17 protein-coding genes and 1 pseudogene are annotated in these 15,394 nt (G+C 42.4%); 5 read left to right on the top strand and 13 right to left on the bottom strand.

What is annotated here, in order from left to right:
- Position 1: 1 nt before the first annotated feature.
- The 8 genes from nth to Phpb_RS20480 form a co-directional block, all read right to left on the bottom strand.
- Entirely contained in the window at positions 2–640 is a 639-nt protein-coding gene (nth, locus tag Phpb_RS20515; protein WP_065391973.1) for an endonuclease III, read from the bottom strand.
- A 1-nt stretch (position 641) separates the two neighbouring features.
- Positions 642–1,340 (bottom strand): electron transport complex subunit E, encoded by a 699-nt coding sequence (locus tag Phpb_RS20510; protein WP_046396527.1) that lies wholly within the window; start codon positions 1,338–1,340, stop codon positions 642–644.
- Positions 1,337–1,966 carry an electron transport complex subunit RsxG gene (gene rsxG / locus Phpb_RS20505; protein WP_065391972.1) on the bottom strand — a complete coding sequence of 210 codons (630 nt, stop codon included), beginning with the start codon at positions 1,964–1,966 and terminating at the stop codon, positions 1,337–1,339. The genes Phpb_RS20510 and rsxG overlap by 4 nt, the downstream gene beginning before the upstream one ends.
- Positions 1,967–1,975: 9 nt before the next feature.
- Entirely contained in the window at positions 1,976–3,055 is a 1,080-nt protein-coding gene (rsxD, locus tag Phpb_RS20500; RefSeq protein ID WP_065391971.1) for an electron transport complex subunit RsxD, read from the bottom strand.
- Positions 3,056–3,067: 12 nt separating this feature from the next.
- Positions 3,068–5,404 (bottom strand): electron transport complex subunit RsxC, encoded by a 2,337-nt coding sequence (gene rsxC / locus Phpb_RS20495; RefSeq protein ID WP_065391970.1) that lies wholly within the window; start codon positions 5,402–5,404, stop codon positions 3,068–3,070.
- The gene (gene rsxB / locus Phpb_RS20490; protein WP_065391969.1) at positions 5,397–6,029 is read right to left on the bottom strand and encodes an electron transport complex subunit RsxB; all 633 of its coding nucleotides are present in this window, start codon (positions 6,027–6,029) and stop codon (positions 5,397–5,399) included. The genes rsxC and rsxB overlap by 8 nt, the downstream gene beginning before the upstream one ends.
- Entirely contained in the window at positions 6,029–6,610 is a 582-nt protein-coding gene (rsxA, locus tag Phpb_RS20485; RefSeq protein ID WP_011146612.1) for an electron transport complex subunit RsxA, read from the bottom strand. The genes rsxB and rsxA overlap by 1 nt, the downstream gene beginning before the upstream one ends.
- A 122-nt stretch (positions 6,611–6,732) precedes the next feature.
- Positions 6,733–7,173, bottom strand: coding sequence for a DUF2569 domain-containing protein (locus Phpb_RS20480; RefSeq protein WP_065391968.1), 441 nt, complete (start codon positions 7,171–7,173; stop codon positions 6,733–6,735).
- 197 nt (positions 7,174–7,370) lie between these two features.
- Between Phpb_RS20480 and Phpb_RS20475 the strand changes: the two genes are divergently transcribed.
- A complete protein-coding gene (locus tag Phpb_RS20475; RefSeq protein WP_065391967.1) occupies positions 7,371–8,408 on the top strand; it encodes an oxidoreductase in 1,038 nt (345 codons plus the stop codon).
- Between the two features lie 61 nt (positions 8,409–8,469).
- Positions 8,470–9,447 carry a bile acid:sodium symporter family protein gene (locus Phpb_RS20470; RefSeq protein ID WP_065391966.1) on the top strand — a complete coding sequence of 326 codons (978 nt, stop codon included), beginning with the start codon at positions 8,470–8,472 and terminating at the stop codon, positions 9,445–9,447.
- A gap of 198 nt (positions 9,448–9,645) precedes the next feature.
- On the opposite strand, the gene mazF is transcribed toward Phpb_RS20470, so the two are convergent.
- The 3 genes and pseudogenes from mazF to Phpb_RS20455 all read right to left on the bottom strand — a co-directional run.
- The gene (gene mazF / locus Phpb_RS20465) at positions 9,646–9,978 is read right to left on the bottom strand and encodes an endoribonuclease MazF (RefSeq protein ID WP_065391965.1); all 333 of its coding nucleotides are present in this window, start codon (positions 9,976–9,978) and stop codon (positions 9,646–9,648) included.
- Positions 9,978–10,223 (bottom strand): AbrB/MazE/SpoVT family DNA-binding domain-containing protein, encoded by a 246-nt coding sequence (locus tag Phpb_RS20460; protein ID WP_065391964.1) that lies wholly within the window; start codon positions 10,221–10,223, stop codon positions 9,978–9,980. The genes mazF and Phpb_RS20460 overlap by 1 nt, the downstream gene beginning before the upstream one ends.
- Before the next feature lie 182 nt (positions 10,224–10,405).
- Positions 10,406–10,543, bottom strand: a pseudogene (locus Phpb_RS20455) (adenosine deaminase); the annotation flags it as partial.
- Positions 10,544–10,779: 236 nt separating this feature from the next.
- Between Phpb_RS20455 and Phpb_RS20450 the strand changes: the two are divergent.
- The 3 genes from Phpb_RS20450 (at position 10,780) to Phpb_RS20440 (ending at position 12,401) form a co-directional block, all read left to right on the top strand.
- Positions 10,780–11,637 (top strand): glycosyltransferase family 2 protein, encoded by an 858-nt coding sequence (locus Phpb_RS20450; RefSeq protein ID WP_065391962.1) that lies wholly within the window; start codon positions 10,780–10,782, stop codon positions 11,635–11,637.
- A gap of 1 nt (position 11,638) precedes the next feature.
- Positions 11,639–11,851: a hypothetical protein gene (locus Phpb_RS25780; RefSeq protein WP_131817531.1), complete on the top strand. Its 213-nt coding sequence runs from the start codon at positions 11,639–11,641 to the stop codon at positions 11,849–11,851.
- A gap of 304 nt (positions 11,852–12,155) precedes the next feature.
- Entirely contained in the window at positions 12,156–12,401 is a 246-nt protein-coding gene (locus tag Phpb_RS20440; protein ID WP_065391960.1) for a type II toxin-antitoxin system Phd/YefM family antitoxin, read from the top strand.
- Positions 12,402–12,634: 233 nt separating this feature from the next.
- Here the strand turns inward: Phpb_RS20440 and add are convergent, their stop codons facing one another.
- Positions 12,635–13,636 carry an adenosine deaminase gene (gene add / locus Phpb_RS20435; protein WP_065391959.1) on the bottom strand — a complete coding sequence of 334 codons (1,002 nt, stop codon included), beginning with the start codon at positions 13,634–13,636 and terminating at the stop codon, positions 12,635–12,637.
- Between the two features lie 65 nt (positions 13,637–13,701).
- Positions 13,702–15,255, bottom strand: coding sequence for a YdgA family protein (locus Phpb_RS20430; protein WP_065391958.1), 1,554 nt, complete (start codon positions 15,253–15,255; stop codon positions 13,702–13,704).
- Positions 15,256–15,394 lie beyond the last annotated feature (139 nt).

Genomic DNA, 15,394 nt, shown 5'->3' with positions numbered 1-15,394 from the left:
GTTACTCAGGGTAAATTTTTTCTTTAAATTCACATAGATCTTCAATAATACAGGAGCCACAACGAGGTTTACGAGCTATGCAGGTATAACGACCATGTAAAATAAGCCAATGATGACAATCAACTTTAAATTCGGCCGGAACGACTTGCAGTAATTTATTTTCGACTTCATCGACATTTTTACCGGGTGCGAATTGAGTACGGTTACAAACGCGAAAAATATGGGTATCGACCGCAATAGTCGGCCAACCGAAAGCGGTGTTTAACACCACATTGGCTGTCTTGCGGCCAACACCCGGCAGTGCTTCCAACGCGGCGCGATCTTCGGGAACTACGCCAGCATGTTTTTCTAGCAATATTCGGCAGGTTTTAATTGTGTTTTCCGCTTTGGTGTTATAGAGACCGATTGTTTTTATATACTCTTTCAACCCATCGACACCCAGATTCAGAATTGCCTGAGGGGTATTTGCCACGGGATAGAGTTTTGCTGTGGCTTTATTAACACTCACATCTGTCGCTTGCGCTGAAAGCAATACTGAAATAAGTAACTCAAATGGTGTTGTGAAAACTAATTCAGTTGTTGGCTTTGGGTTGTTGTCCCGTAAGCGCGTTAAAATTTCGATACGTTTCTGTTTGTTCATATCAAATAGAACTCTCCGATTCTTGCGACATTGTTATTGTACTGCTTTTTTCTTTTATTGCTCTGGTTTTCATTTTTTCGTCAATAAGATATTTTGCTGCCAGCATTAACCCCAAACCGATAAAAGCGCCAGGAGGTAAGATCGCTAACAGGAAAGGGGAATCCATATGAACGATTTCTATTCGTAATACCTTAGCCCAATTACCCAAAAGTAAATCAGCGCCATCAAATAGGGTTCCATTGCCGAGAATTTCTCTAATAGCACCGAGAACAAACAGCGCACAAGTTGCTCCTAATCCCATTGCTAAGCCATCAATAGCTGAAGGTACGATCGGATTTTTCGCGGCATAGGCTTCAGCGCGACCAATAACAATGCAGTTAGTCACAATCAGCGGAATGAAAATCCCTAGTGATTCATACAGGCCAAAAGCGTAAGCGTTAATCAACATTTGGACGGTACTAACAACCGAAGCGATGATCATAACATAAATTGGAATACGGATCTCGTTGGGTACCCAACGACGCAGGCTGGAAACCGCAATGTTGGTACAGACTAGAACCAGTGTCGTCGCCAGCCCCAAGCCAAGCGCGTTGGTCGCAGTGGAAGAGACGGCTAACAGTGGGCACAATCCTAGCAGTTGTACTAAAGCGGAGTTATTTTTCCATAGCCCTTGGATAAATAGGTTTTTGGTTTCACTCATGATTTTTCTCCACAGGATTCTAGAGAAGAGAGATGTTCAGGTAGGGTCTGTAAATAAAGCGCGGTCCGCTTGACGGAGTTTACCACGGCGCGCGGGGTAATAGTGGCGCCGGTAAATTGATCAAACTCACCGCCATCTTTTTTCACCGCCCAGTGTCGGTCATGATTAGATGTGATGGTTTTCCCTGAGAAGACATTAATCCAGTCTGAAATTCGGGTTTCAATTTTATCCCCCAGTCCTGGGGTTTCATGATGTTCTGTAACCCGTACGCCAAGCACTTTTCCTGAGAAATCGGCACCAATCAGTAATTGAATAGCGCCGGAATAACCATCCGGTGCTGTACTTTCTAGCGCTGCCGCCACGGGTTGACCGTTTTTACGCGCTAGATAGAGACGATGAGGCAAGTTATTGCCCAGAGCATTGGCGTTGACTAGATAGCATTCGTTTTGTATATCGTTGTCGTACAGAGCCGGCGGAATAACCTGATCAAGCAGCGATTTGTGCTGTAGTGCGGCCTGTTCTGCAATAGTACTTTTGGTGAGTGAATTCACGATAGCTGTCAACCCGGTAGTAATGGCGGCAAAAATAGCTAATGTGATGCCGTGACGTCGCATGGTTTCTAACATAACGGCTCCTTATTTATGCCCGTAAACGCGGGGTTGGGTGTAATGGTCAATGAGTGGCACGGTGATATTTGCCAATAAGACCGCAAACGCGATGGCGTCAGGATAACCACCATAAACACGGATAACCCAAACTAACAGGCCAATCATGGCGCCAAACACCAAACGACCTTTGGGTGTCGTGGAAGCACTAACGGGATCGGTTGCAATAAAGAATGCGCCTAGCATAGTTGCACCGGAAAACAGTTGTAATAATGGCGGCGAATAGCGGGTTGGATCAATCAGCCAGCTTGTGAGCGCACATAAACCTAATGCCATAATAAATGCCACAGGAATTTGCCAGGTTATTACTTTTCTGTTTAGCAGAATAAGCCCACCAATAAGATAAGCAATGTTGACCCATTGCCAGCCGATACCCGCCAGAGATCCTTGTAATATGGGTTGGCGAAGAACGTCATTGATATTGTGGGTCAATAAACCGGTTTTGAAGCTGTCCAACGGTGTGGCTTGGCTAATTCCGTCAAAACCTTGTTGCAACTGCTGTAATGTTGTTCCATCGGGAGTATGGCCGGTGAAAATCACCATCAGGCTGTCTAGCGGTGTGATTTGTGTTGTCAGTAAATCCATAGGAGGCAACCAACTGGTCATTTGCACTGGAAATGAGATTAGCAGTACGACATAACCCACCATTGCCGGGTTGAATGGGTTTTGACCAAGACCGCCATAGAGGTGTTTGGCAATAATCACAGCAAAGACAGTTCCTAATACAATCAGCCACCAAGGGGCCAGCGGTGGAAGGCTGATCCCTAAAAGTAAACCGGTCAGTAACGCGGAATTATCCTGCAAACGAGGCATAATTGCCTGTTTACGCAAAGACAGGGCAAAGGATTCCGCAAGCAGAGCGGTAATCACCGCAAGCAGGATCTGGAATAAGGTACCGTAACTAAAGAAGTAAGTTTGTACCGCGATACCGGGTATCGTTGCCAGCACAACCCACAGCATAATACGGCTGGTATTTTGCTGGTTGTGTGTAAAAGGCGAACTTGCGACTTTTAGTTTTTTATTGTCAATTTGAACGGGTCTGAATTTCATTTATAACAATCACTATTCTATTGAAATTTTCTGTTGTTCCTGAGAGCCTTTTTTGGCCTTAACCCTAGCGATGGCGGCAGCAATCGCCGCTTTCCGTGGATCGGTTTCTTCCGCTGGCGGTGTTTCCGCCTGATTTTCAGTTAATTGCTGAGTTTGAGCTTTCTTGGCTTTGACTCGGGCAATAGCGGCCGCGACGGCGGCTTTACGAGGATCGGTTTCTTCCGCTGGTGGTGTTTCCACCTGATTTTCAGTTAATTGCTGAGTTTGAGCTTTCTTGGCTTTGACGCGAGCAATAGCGGCCGCGATGGCAGCTTTACGCGGATCAGTTTCTTCCGCTGGTGGTATCTTTGCCTGATTTTCAGTTAATTGCTGAGTTTGAGCTTTCTTGGCTTTAACACGAGCAATAGCGGCCGCGACGGCGGCTTTACGCGGATCGGTTTCTTCCGCTGGTGGTGTTTCCACCTGATTTTCAGTTAATTGCTGAGTCTGGGCTTTCTTGGCTTTGACACGAGCAATAGCGGCCGCGACTGCATCTTTACGAGGATCTTGTTTTTCTCTAGCGGTGGTTTCTGGTTCTCTCGCTTCCAGAGATGGTGCGACTTCCTGATTCTGAGCCGCTTTCTTCGCTTTAGCTCTGGCAATCGCCGCGGCTAACGCGGCTTTGCGTGGATCTTCCGCACTTGTTGGTTCAGATGGAGCAATATTAATATTTTCAGCCGCCTGTTTTTCCGCCTGACGAGCGCGAAGCTGCTCTTTTCTTGCCTGACGAGCCGCTATTGCTGCGGAATTATCGGGTAATTGTCCCGGTTCTATAGCAACAACTTTACCTGCGTCAGCTTGCTTTTCCTTCACCCGGGAAAGCGCGTCTTGTACAGTACTTTTATCTTTATTATCAATTTGAACAGCCGATTTTTTGTGTCGTTCTTCACGGGCCAGTTTTTCTCGCTCCATACGGGCTTGTTTAGCTTCGAAACGCATTTTGGCTTCCGTTGAACGGCGGTTTTCCTGATCCAAGGCCCGAATTTCAGCTTTCTCCTGGCGATAATATTGCACCAGAGGAATATTACTTGGGCAGACATAAGCACAGGCGCCGCATTCAATACAGTCGAACAGATTGTGATCTCTGGCCTTTTCATGCTCTTGTCCACGACTGAACCAATAGAGTTGTTGCGGCAATAAACGGGCAGGGCAGGCTTCCACACATAATCCACAACGGATACAAGCCTCTTCCGCGGTGTTTGAATCCATTTCCTGATGGGATGGCGCCAGAATACAGTTACTGATTTTGACGATGGGCACGTTGAGGTCAGGCAGCGTGAATCCCATTAAAGGACCCCCCATAATGACCATCTGTTCTGATTGTGGTTCAAACCCGGCTAAATGGAGAAGAAATTGTACCGGAGTACCAAGCCGCGCCCAGAAGTTACCCGGTGAGGTGACTGCTTCGCCAGTAAGCGTCACGACTCGTTCAATCAAAGGTTCTCCATCAATAATGGCACGTTTGATTGCAACCACTGTACCTACGTTCTGCATCAGTACGCCGATAGCGGAGGAGCGGCCGCCGGATGGGACTTCTTTACCTGTCAGGATTTTGGTCAGTTGTTTGGCGCCGCCGGAAGGATATTTAGTCGGAATAACCCGGACGATAATCGATTTATCACCTTTTAGGGCGGTTTTAAGTTCTGTTATTGCTTCTGGCTTATTATCTTCGATACCGATTAAGATATGCTCCGGTTTAAGCAAGTGTTCCAGAATACGAATGCCTTCGACAAGTTCGCCGGCATGTTCCTGCATCAGGCGGTCATCCGCGGTGATATAAGGTTCGCATTCTGCCGCGTTAATAATCAGCGTCTTAAGACCATGCCGTCCACTTTGCAGTTTGGCGGCGGTAGGAAAGCCGGCTCCACCTAAACCCGCGATACCTGCCTGATGGATTCGGTTCAGGATTGTCTCTGTATCCAGTGATTGATAATCCGGTGTCTGAACGCGTTTACACCATTGATCGGCGCCATCTGGGCGCAAACGAACACATAACTCTTTCAACCCGGATGGATGCGCGGTAATACACGGTTTAATGGCAATAATTGTGCCGGAAGTCGATGCATGAACCGGTACTGTACGACCAATACCAAATGTTAAAGGTTGGCCTTTAAGCACCTTATCACCCACTTTAACCAGCAACTCGCCTTGTGTACCCAAATGTTGTTGCAATGGGATGATTAACTCTTCAGGTAGTGGCGCGATGCGTAAAGGCGTCTGGCTGGATTGCAGCTTCATTTCAGGTGGATGAATCCCACCGGCAAAATCCCAGATTTTGTTTTTATTGAGTAAATCTAATAAGTTAAACATGATGTTCAGCCTCAATATTTTTAACTGGGATACTGTTGATGGAAACGGAGTGCGATGGCTGAACAGTAATATTTTTAACGGGAATGGTTTTTAAATCCCATTTCCAATTAGCAGTGGTTGTGGCTACCGGGATCATCGTAATGCAGTCTGTTGGGCAAGGCGCGACGCACAGGTCACAACCGGTACAGAGATCTTCAACGATGGTATGCATAGCACGGGTAGCGCCGACAATAGCGTCTACAGGGCAAGCCTGAATACATTTGGTGCAGCCAATGCAATTCTCTTCATCGATAAAGGCGACTTTGCGGGCTGGATTTTGTACGCTTGCATCACCATCTAATGGTTGTGGATCGACACCAAGCAGCTCTGAAATTTTCAGCATAGCTTGTTCACCACCGGGTGCGCATTTGTTAATCATCTCACCATTATTCGCTATGGCTTCAGCATACGGGCGACAGCCAGGATAACCACATTGCCCACACTGGCTTTGCGGCAGAATATCATCAATGTTTTCAACAATAGGGTCCTCTTCCACCTGAAAACGGCGGGCGGCAAACCCCAGGATTAAGCCAAAAATTAACCCTAGTGCACTGAGTGCGCCAATAGCAATCCATAATGATGTCATCAGAACTTCACCAAACCACTAAAGCCCATAAAAGCCAAGGACATTAAACCCGCAGTGATAAGACCAATAGATGACCCCTTGAAAGGGGCGGGGACATCAGCGACAGCCAGACGTTCACGAATAGCGGCAAACAGTACCATAACAAGAGAGAAACCGGCGGCAGCGCCGAAACCATAGATAGCGGATTGTAAAAAATCGTGTGATTGATTGATATTCAGCAGCGCCACGCCAAGTACAGCACAGTTAGTCGTAATTAACGGCAGGAAAATACCCAATAACCGGTATAACGTCGGGCTGGTTTTGCGTACAACAAGTTCTGTGAATTGCACCACCACCGCAATAACCAGAATAAAGCTCAGGGTACGCAAATAGATTAAATCCAGTGGTAACAAAATAAAGGTATTCACCAGCCACGAACAGACAGAGGCCAGTGTCATAACGAATGTTGTCGCAAATCCCATCCCGATGGCGGTTTCCAGCTTTTTAGATACGCCCATAAAAGGGCATAAGCCAAGGAATTTCACCAAGACAAAATTGTTAACCAATACGGTTCCAACAAATAAAAGAAAATAGTCAGTCATTGCTGTGCCTGAAAATGAGTTTGTTTACTTTTTATTAAGTTGACTTTTATTAAATTATAAGTATGCCCTTGTCTTACCAGGGGCAATCTATTGTTAATGATAACAACCAAAGAAAGTTGAGGTTATCGATCTTGTGTGAAAGTCATTTTGACTCGATGAGAGCGTTTAATGTAGGGGACGAAAATAGCGGTTGCCAATAGCGGCCATGCTAATGCGCGTAAAGCCATTTGATCAGGAATAGGGGAGAAAGCAAAAGTTTTCAATGCGATTAATACGGTAACAATAAGCCAAATAATAAAAATTTGCGGGAACCTTTTTGATCGAATGAAAAGCAGTTTTAATACCCATAGGGTGAAACACCACATTACCGCAGTAATGGCGACGGAAAGAAACCACATTAAAGTAAAGTGATTATTCCCGGCACTTAGTGCATTGTTTTGACTAAAAAATGCCACAATATATAAGACGAGCATTATACTGGCGCTGAGAAAGGTCATAATCAGATAAGCTGCTGGAGCCAGAATCCAACCATTAATTCGGTGGTAATCATTGGTTTGATACATAAATCATTCCACTTGAAGCTATACGAAAAAAGAATAATAGGCGATTCTGATGACTTAAGAAATAGGTTATAGGAATAGATTGGTTGAAAGATCTTCAAGGGTAGATTCAGAGATAATTTGCTCAACGGTCATTACCAATGATATTTTTTACGGATGCTGAAATTGTTGCATGTTATTAATGAGTTTGAGGGGCTGTTATGCGTGAGCTGTTAAAGGTTGGGTTGGTGGGGTATGGTTATGCAAGTAAAACGTTCCATGCACCGTTAATTGCCGGCACTGCTGGTGTTAAATTGGCCGCCATTTCCAGTAGTGATGCTGAAAAAGTGAAATCAGATTGGCCAAATATTCCGGTGGTATCCTGCCCTGAGGATCTTTTTAATGATCCCGACATTGATTTAATCGTTATTCCGACACCTAATGATACGCATTATCCTCTGGCACAGAAGGCATTGGCAGCGGGTAAGCATGTTGTGGTGGATAAACCATTTACCGTCACCGTTGAACAGGCTGAATCTTTAAAAGAGCAGGCAGAAAAGGCGGGTTTATTACTTTCTGTTTTTCATAACCGCCGTTGGGATTCCGGTTTTCTGACGATAAAATCGTTAATTAAAGAAAATCGTTTGGGTAAATTAAAATATTTCGCATCCCATTTTGATCGTTATCGTCCGGTTATACGTCAAAGATGGCGTGAAACGGCGGGGCAAGGAAGTGGTATTTGGTATGATTTAGGGTCTCATTTACTCGATCAGGCGGTTCAACTATTTGGTAAACCGCAATCTATTACCGCTGATTTGGGGATGATCCGCCCACAAGCGGAAGCGGTAGATTATTTCCACGTGTTGTTGAATTATTCGGATATTAAAGTGGTTCTTCATGCGACAACCGTGGCGGCGGCTGAGTCTGCTGTTTATACGTTACATGGTATGGAAGGCAGTTATGTAAAATATGGTCTTGATCCTCAGGAAGAACGGTTGAAAGCAGGGGAGAGGCCGCCGCATGCCGATTGGGGATATGATATTCGTGACGGTGTTATGACACTGTTAAGCGGAGAGGAGTTAGTGACTGAATATGTTCCGACTTTGCCTGGTAATTATTCTGCTTATTATGCTGCTATCCGTGATGCGATTACGCTAGGTAAACCTAATCCGGTCACGGCAAGTGAAGCAATTCAAATCATGAAATTAATTGAAGCCGGTATTCAGTCGGCAAAACAACAATGTGCAGTGGTAATTTAAGCTATTTATTGATTAGCCTGGTTGGCCGGGCTAATTATTTGCAAAGCAAGGAAAATGATAAATGACCTGGTGGCAAAAATTAAAAATAGATCCTTTTTTGATGGTATTAGTGACGGTCGTTGTTATTGCGACATTCTTTCCTTGCGAAGGTGAAATAAAAGTAGGATTTCAGCGGCTAACTACAGCGGCTATCGCTCTGTTGTTCTTTATGCATGGCGCTAAATTATCCCGTCAGGCCATTATTGCCGGCATGGGACATTGGCGGCTTCATTTAGTGGTTTTTCTCAGTACTTTTGTCTTATTCCCAATTATCGGATTAGGACTGAATTTGCTAGTACCCGAAATTATGACGCCAACGATTTATTGGGGATTCCTTTATCTTTGCGCGTTACCGGCTACCGTTCAGTCAGCTATTGCTTTTACTTCGGTTGCTGGTGGTAATGTTGCCGCGGCTATTTGCAGTGCTTCGGCATCCAGTATTTTGGGTGTGTTTTTATCGCCAATATTAGTCGGGTTGATGATCCATACACAGGGAGAAGGCAGTCCCGATACATTGGCAGCAATAAAATCTATCGTCCTTCAATTGATGGTTCCCTTTATTATCGGGCATCTGTCACGGCCATTAATTGCACGTTGGGTGGAGAAACATAAAAAACTAGTAAATATAACTGATCGGTCATCAATTCTTTTAGTGGTTTATGTGGCTTTTAGTGAGGCGGTTGTAGAGGGAATATGGCATAAAATTGATGGTTATTCGCTACTGATGATTGGGGTTATTTGCTGCATTATGCTGGCGATTGTGCTGATTATTAATACTTATACCGCTCGCTGGTTGGGTTTTAATAAAGAAGACGAAATTACGATTGTTTTTTGTGGTTCGAAAAAGAGTCTGGCTAATGGCGTACCAATGGCGAATGTGCTATTTCCGGCTGCGACGGTGGGTGTAATGTTGCTGCCGTTGATGATTTTTCATCAAATTCAGTTGATGGTGTGTGCCGTATTGGCACAACGTTATGCTCGGAGGTTAAAACGGAGATAAATATAAATCTATGATAGGGAATTGTTGTAAATATATATTAATGATATTTACAACAATGTAATATTTAACTGAGAAATTTAAATCGTAAACTTCTATTTGAATTTTATATTTCCCCAATGAATGCAATTTTATATTTTAAATATTTTTCTTCTGAGATCTAAAACTAAGGAGTTTGGAGTCCGGTCATGTAAAACCTCGTTATCCGATAAGCGCTTTTGCTTTAGCTCTTATATCTTCTAGTTCTGAAGAATTAACATTGCCTTTTTTTGTCACTTTTCTGGCTCGCCAATCAATGCATGTTACCTGGTCAGCTAAGGCGACACTATCGCGGCTTCCTGATAGCTCAACTTCAAAAGGATAATCTTTTGCCTTCGTTGTGCAAGGAACACAGAGTAGTAACCCCACCTTATTGTTATATGCAAATGGACTCAGTACTACTGCGGGGCGATGGCCTCCCTGTTCGTGTCCAGTCACAGGATCAAAGTCAATCCAGATAATATCGCCAGCATCAGGCACAAAACGAGAAACCATCAGATCAATTCCTTACCCACTGGAGAACCAAAATCTATTTTTTCATGAATATTTTCCGGTGTAATTCCGGCTAATAGCGCATCTAGAGAATATTCTTTCGCCCTGATTGGAATAATGATAATTCGACCATCTTCGACAGCAATATCAACAGTATCATCAACATTAAGTGAGGCGGCTTGCATGATAGCTACCGGAAGACGTACAGAAGGGCTGTTACCCCATTTTTTCACTACTACTTGTGCCATTTTTAAATCCTCAAAGTATCAACAATGAAGATACTCTATCAGTTTTAATTTTAAGTATCAACTTTGTCGATACTCTACTTGTGTGTTGTCATAATGCAAATGAAAACTGTTTTTGAAGCGGGAGTTTAGGAACCGGAAATAACGACGAAAGGGGACGATAGAGCGCAGTTTTGCAGATGCGAATGTTGTTGGTGAGCTAGCAGGGCGGCTAATTCCTGAGTACAGGCTTGTTCACCAAAAGTTCTGCTCAAAATTCCGATAAGGTGAATGTCGATATCGCGATTTTGACGGGCAAAATGGATACCATCAATAATCGCCTGGTGCATATGATAGATATGCTGTGCATCGTCCTGATATCTTTTTGGAAGAAAAGTATTAGAACGATATTGAAGGCTTTATAATCTCAATGAATTCATATTTAATGAGTTTATTGAAGAATTCCTAAACAGATTAAATAATTGCTTATCTCTACAAGGAAACTACATTCTATCAGATATGAATAATTTTAAAGCCTCTTTTCTTGAAATAAAAAGTAAGATCAAGGAGTAAAGAATTTATGACTCTAAGTATAATCATTCCTTCTTATAACAAAAAAGAAAGTCTAATGTCTTTGCTCTCTTTACTAAACAAGCAAAGTTCGGATTTTAATGACTTCGAAGTAATAGTTGTAGATGATGGTTCTAGCGATGAGACTTGTCTCGCTGTTACTAAACGAGTTTACAACTATAAACTCAAGTATATATATGTACCTGACGAAGGTTTCCGTGTAGCCCGAGCGAGAAATATTGGAGCTAAAAATGCAAAAGGGAAGCTACTGGCGTTTATTGATGCTGACGTACTTTTGCCAAGTGATTTCGTTAAGAATGTGATTAAGTTCCATAGCGCTAACCCACAATCAGTTTCGATTGGAAATGTATACGGTCTGTACTCTGAAAATAAATGGGATCTAAAAGTTGACCTAGATGATGTAGACAGCGCAATTAAAAGGATGAAAGAACTGGGTGTTGGCAAAGATATTCGTCAAAGCTCATACGCGAGATTCAACTATAAATTATGTTCCATGCCTGCACCTTGGGTTTTTTTATGGGGAACAATATTTAGTGTAGAAAAAGAACTCTTTGAAAAAGTGGGCTGTTTTGATGAACATTTTAAATCATGGGGTGGTGAAGATATTGATCTTGGTTTCCGGCTTCACAAAGCTAATTCTCAATTTCATTTGTTTGAGGGGATAGAAGGTATACATCTGTCTCATCCAGAGGAGGATGATGCAAATTATAAGACCAACTTAGAAAATAAAAAATATATTTCTGAGAAATATAGTAATGAAATGACAGATTGGCTTATAAAAGAAGAGAATATATTTAAATTAAATGATTTAATAATTTCACAAAATACTAACGAGAATGATTTTTAATATGATTAACGTTGCTATTGCAGGTGTTGGAAATTGTTGTTCTTCTCTCTATCAAGGGATTTATTTTCACTCAGATAGCGATCCAATAATTAATAATCTAGGTATTGCAATCAAAAATATTAATGTGAAATCTGCATATGATGTTGATTGTAGGAAAGTTGGTTTACCAATATCAAAGGCAATTTTTGCAAAGCTCAATTGTGCAAGGGTCTAGCCTTAAAGAAAACGAAATAGATATATTGATAAACTATTTACTTGTTGGTTCTCAAAAGGTTACCGAATATCTTTCTGAATGTTGTCTGGAATCTAGTGTTTCGTTGCTTAATTGTATTCCAGTTTTCATAGCGTCTGATCCGGAGTGGGACAAAAAGTTCTACGATAAAGGAATCCTCATCCCTGTTTTGCGGATTATAAACTGAGACAGTTTAGTAAGTTGTAAGCAAACCATTAGTCTAACCAAATTGACTAGACCAATAAAAATAACTATGCTTAAAGTATGTACAACAAGAGGTCATTTTATGGAAAAGGTTAATATTTACGACGCGAAAACTAACTTGTCCAGAATTATCCAGGAAGTCGTTCGCACTGGTGAACCCGTAGTAATTGCCAAGAATGGTCAGGCATTGGTTAAAGTTATCGCATACAGAGAAGATAAACCTAAGCGCAAGCTCGGTTTCCTCAAAGGCAAAGGTAGAGTTCCCGCCAATTTTGACGATATGAACAGCACCGAAATTATTGATATATTTGAAGGAAAATACTCCTAATGGATTTGTTGTTAGATACCAATATTCTGTTGTTTATGGCATATGAACCGGAAAAATTGAAAGCAGATATTGTCAGTGATTACATAACCGTGATCCCTAATAAATAATAAGTAATTTGGGCATCGTAGTTTCTATTGGGATCTGAGGCATGAGCGGCCCCTCCTATTTGTACATTATATTTCAAGTAATAACCATAATCAGGAATGGAAAACCCATTCCCGAACTGTTTATATTTAACGACTTGCTGCTTTCATACGTAATGCCTGTTTTTCTGCATCACAGATAAAAGCGGTTTCCAGCCCATTTATCTGAGCCTGGCGAATTTGAGCAATAGATAAACCTGCGGCAGGTGCGGCAACTTCATATTCATGGCGGATGTCTATGCCTTCAACCGCCGGATCATCGGTATTAATGGAAGCAAGAATACCTTTTTCCAGAAATTGTTTCAGTGGATGATCCAATAAAGAACTGACGGTGCTGGTTTGAAGGTTTGAAGTTAAACAGGCTTCAATACCAATACGGTTTTCAACCAAATAATCCATCAATCCGGGATCGGTAATGGCTTTTACTCCATGACCAATACGAGTGGCTCCTAATTCACGAATGGCTTGCCAAATACTTTCAGCGCCGGCGGCTTCACCGGCATGGATAGTTATTTGCCAGCCAGCATCACGGGCTTTGGTAAAATGAGATTGAAACAGATGACCGGGAAAACCTAACTCGTCACCCGCCAGATCCAATGCTGTAATATGTTGGCGATGGGCTAGCAGGGCGGCTAATTCCTGAGTACAGGCTTGTTCACCAAAAGTTCTGCTTAAAATTCCGATAAGGCGAATGTTGATATCGTGATTTTGACGGGCAGAATGGATTCCATCAATAATTGCCTCAACGACCCCTTCAATCGGCAATTTGTGGTTCATCGCCATGTAATAAGGGGAAAAACGTAACTCAGCATAATCGAGCCCAGAATTGATGGCATCCTCAACATTTTCAATAGCAACACGACGACAGGCGTCCAAATCAGCCAGTACCGCCACTCCCCAATCAAGTTTTTGTAAAAAGCTTACCAGGCTCGGTTCATTGTTAATAATTTGTACGTGAGGGCGCAGTGATTCCAGATCGTTTGCTGGAAGCTGAATATTATGCTGGGTGGCGAGATCTAAAATAGTCTCCGGCCGGATATTTCCATCAAGGTGGCGGTGTAAATCTGTCAGTGGGAGTTTTATGTCAATCACATTCCGGTCCTTTTTTATATAAAAATGCCAGTCACATACGTTGACTGGCAATTTAATAGCGCGTTTTATTGAGCAGGTTGCACAGTGCCTTCTGTTTTCTCTTTTCCGCTGTCGTGGGTGTCGCCTTCTGGCATTGTTTGCTCTGGTGCTTCGTTATTATCAGAAGAGTCGTCGGATAAATAGTATTCAGACAGGAACTGATGTAAAGGCATTTTCTTACCGTTCATTTCTACATTACCGTCTGCATAGTTAAACTTAATGCTGATAGCATCTTTATCAACAGTGGTAAGTTTAAACAGTTGGCCTAATTGTTCAAACTGATTTATCTGTTGTTCAGCATTCTGTTCAGCCTTTGCTTTATCCATGCCATTCATGATCATTGACTGAGTGGAGAACTCAATCATCATAGGTCTTGGTAATGTGACATTCAGAGACATGTTCTGAATTAAAGTGCGAATAGCTTCTTCTGTTTTCATTGAGTACAAGCTACTTTTATCTTTCGGTAAGTTCTTCAAACTCACTTGGTAATTAATGGTGCTTTCACCTTTGGAATTTTTCCAGGTTAATGGTTCGATACCAAATTGTGGATTGTTTTTCAGTAAAATAGGCAGGTTAGACAATACCGCGTCAATAATAGCGGTATCTGCCGCATCGGAAGAGAGATCACCAGAAGAGAGTGATTTAGCGGCTGCATCATTGTAAGCTTGAGTAAACTGACGAACGGCTTCACCATCCAGACGATCCGCGGTAATGACAAACTTACCAGAACCAAAATCAATATTTTTCAGTTTGAGGCCATCTAAACTGTAAGTGATTTTCCCTTTCAGATTAGTTTCATCTTCACCAATATTTGAATCTATTTTAACACCGGAAAGCATCATATCTTCATTGCCGATGCCTTTTAGACTGATTTCCTGAATTTTAATGCTTTGATCGCCAACATAGATATCAAATTTGCCTTTTTTATTGGACAGGTTTAAATCAATACCTTTGACAAGGAAATTTTCGTCATTTTTATTGATGGCTAACTGGTCACTCTTGATTGCCAGTGATATCTCTTTCAGATCACGACTGAGATCGGAAGTCAGTTTGGCGCCGGAGAAATTGAACTTAGCCCCATTTTTTTCAAATTCGACAGGGATGATATCAACATCAGAAATAACAAAGCCACGATAACTGACACGTGAATCAGAAGTTAGCAGCGATTTTCCTTTAGTGATTTCAAACAGCGGTTTTAAAGCTTCATTATTCTCCAGTTCGGAATGAACAGAAGCCATACTAGGAATTAAGGTTAGTTTTTTCACTTGTGCGAGTGGGAAAGGGCCGTGATCAATCACAGACTTAATTGAAATCTCTTCACCTGGTTTAATTTCTGCGTTTTCAACGCCATCTTTAGCTTTTAAAACGAGACGAACGTCAGAACTGAACACGCCACGGTGGAAATCTTTACTCTGTAACATCAGACCTGTTTCAGGGAAAGCTTTTTTCATTTCAGCATTAGCGCGGGAAATCGATTGATCTATACGCTGTTCGATCTGTTTACCTGTATACCATGAGGCTCCAGTCCAGGCTGCTCCTAAGGCAACAATAATGCCTACGGCCACTAACGATTTTTTCATAATGGAAATCCATCCTTTTAGCACATACTTTGCAAGTAAGTAATATGTGCTCTTTTAGTATAAAAACGGCCGTTAGCATCACTTGGAATTTAAGCAGCGCTTAACGGCCTGTGAATAAGTTTCAGGCCCAGATTGGCAT

It is taken from the genome of Photorhabdus namnaonensis (genome assembly GCF_001684335.1).
GTDB lineage: Bacteria > Pseudomonadota > Gammaproteobacteria > Enterobacterales > Enterobacteriaceae > Photorhabdus > Photorhabdus namnaonensis.
The sequence above is the reverse complement of the archived record's forward strand: the minus strand, read 5'-3'. Positions and strand labels throughout refer to the sequence as shown.

Excerpts from the sequence above, each read along its gene's own strand:
- Phpb_RS20440 (WP_065391960.1), top strand. The coding sequence starts at position 12,156 with ATGGAAAAGGTTAATATTTACGACGCGAAAACTAACTTGTCCAGAATT.
- rsxB (WP_065391969.1), bottom strand. The coding sequence starts at position 6,029 with ATGACATCATTATGGATTGCTATTGGCGCACTCAGTGCACTAGGGTTA.
- mazF (WP_065391965.1), bottom strand. The coding sequence starts at position 9,978 with ATGGTTTCTCGTTTTGTGCCTGATGCTGGCGATATTATCTGGATTGAC.
- Phpb_RS20475 (WP_065391967.1), top strand. The coding sequence starts at position 7,371 with ATGCGTGAGCTGTTAAAGGTTGGGTTGGTGGGGTATGGTTATGCAAGT.
- Phpb_RS20510 (WP_046396527.1), bottom strand. The coding sequence starts at position 1,340 with ATGAGTGAAACCAAAAACCTATTTATCCAAGGGCTATGGAAAAATAAC.
- Phpb_RS20430 (WP_065391958.1), bottom strand. The coding sequence starts at position 15,255 with ATGAAAAAATCGTTAGTGGCCGTAGGCATTATTGTTGCCTTAGGAGCA.
- Phpb_RS20450 (WP_065391962.1), top strand. The coding sequence starts at position 10,780 with ATGACTCTAAGTATAATCATTCCTTCTTATAACAAAAAAGAAAGTCTA.
- rsxA (WP_011146612.1), bottom strand. The coding sequence starts at position 6,610 with ATGACTGACTATTTTCTTTTATTTGTTGGAACCGTATTGGTTAACAAT.
- nth (WP_065391973.1), bottom strand. The coding sequence starts at position 640 with ATGAACAAACAGAAACGTATCGAAATTTTAACGCGCTTACGGGACAAC.
- Phpb_RS20470 (WP_065391966.1), top strand. The coding sequence starts at position 8,470 with ATGACCTGGTGGCAAAAATTAAAAATAGATCCTTTTTTGATGGTATTA.
- rsxD (WP_065391971.1), bottom strand. The coding sequence starts at position 3,055 with ATGAAATTCAGACCCGTTCAAATTGACAATAAAAAACTAAAAGTCGCA.
- Phpb_RS20460 (WP_065391964.1), bottom strand. The coding sequence starts at position 10,223 with ATGGCACAAGTAGTAGTGAAAAAATGGGGTAACAGCCCTTCTGTACGT.
- rsxC (WP_065391970.1), bottom strand. The coding sequence starts at position 5,404 with ATGTTTAACTTATTAGATTTACTCAATAAAAACAAAATCTGGGATTTT.
- Phpb_RS20480 (WP_065391968.1), bottom strand. The coding sequence starts at position 7,173 with ATGTATCAAACCAATGATTACCACCGAATTAATGGTTGGATTCTGGCT.
- Phpb_RS25780 (WP_131817531.1), top strand. The coding sequence starts at position 11,639 with ATGATTAACGTTGCTATTGCAGGTGTTGGAAATTGTTGTTCTTCTCTC.
- rsxG (WP_065391972.1), bottom strand. The coding sequence starts at position 1,966 with ATGTTAGAAACCATGCGACGTCACGGCATCACATTAGCTATTTTTGCC.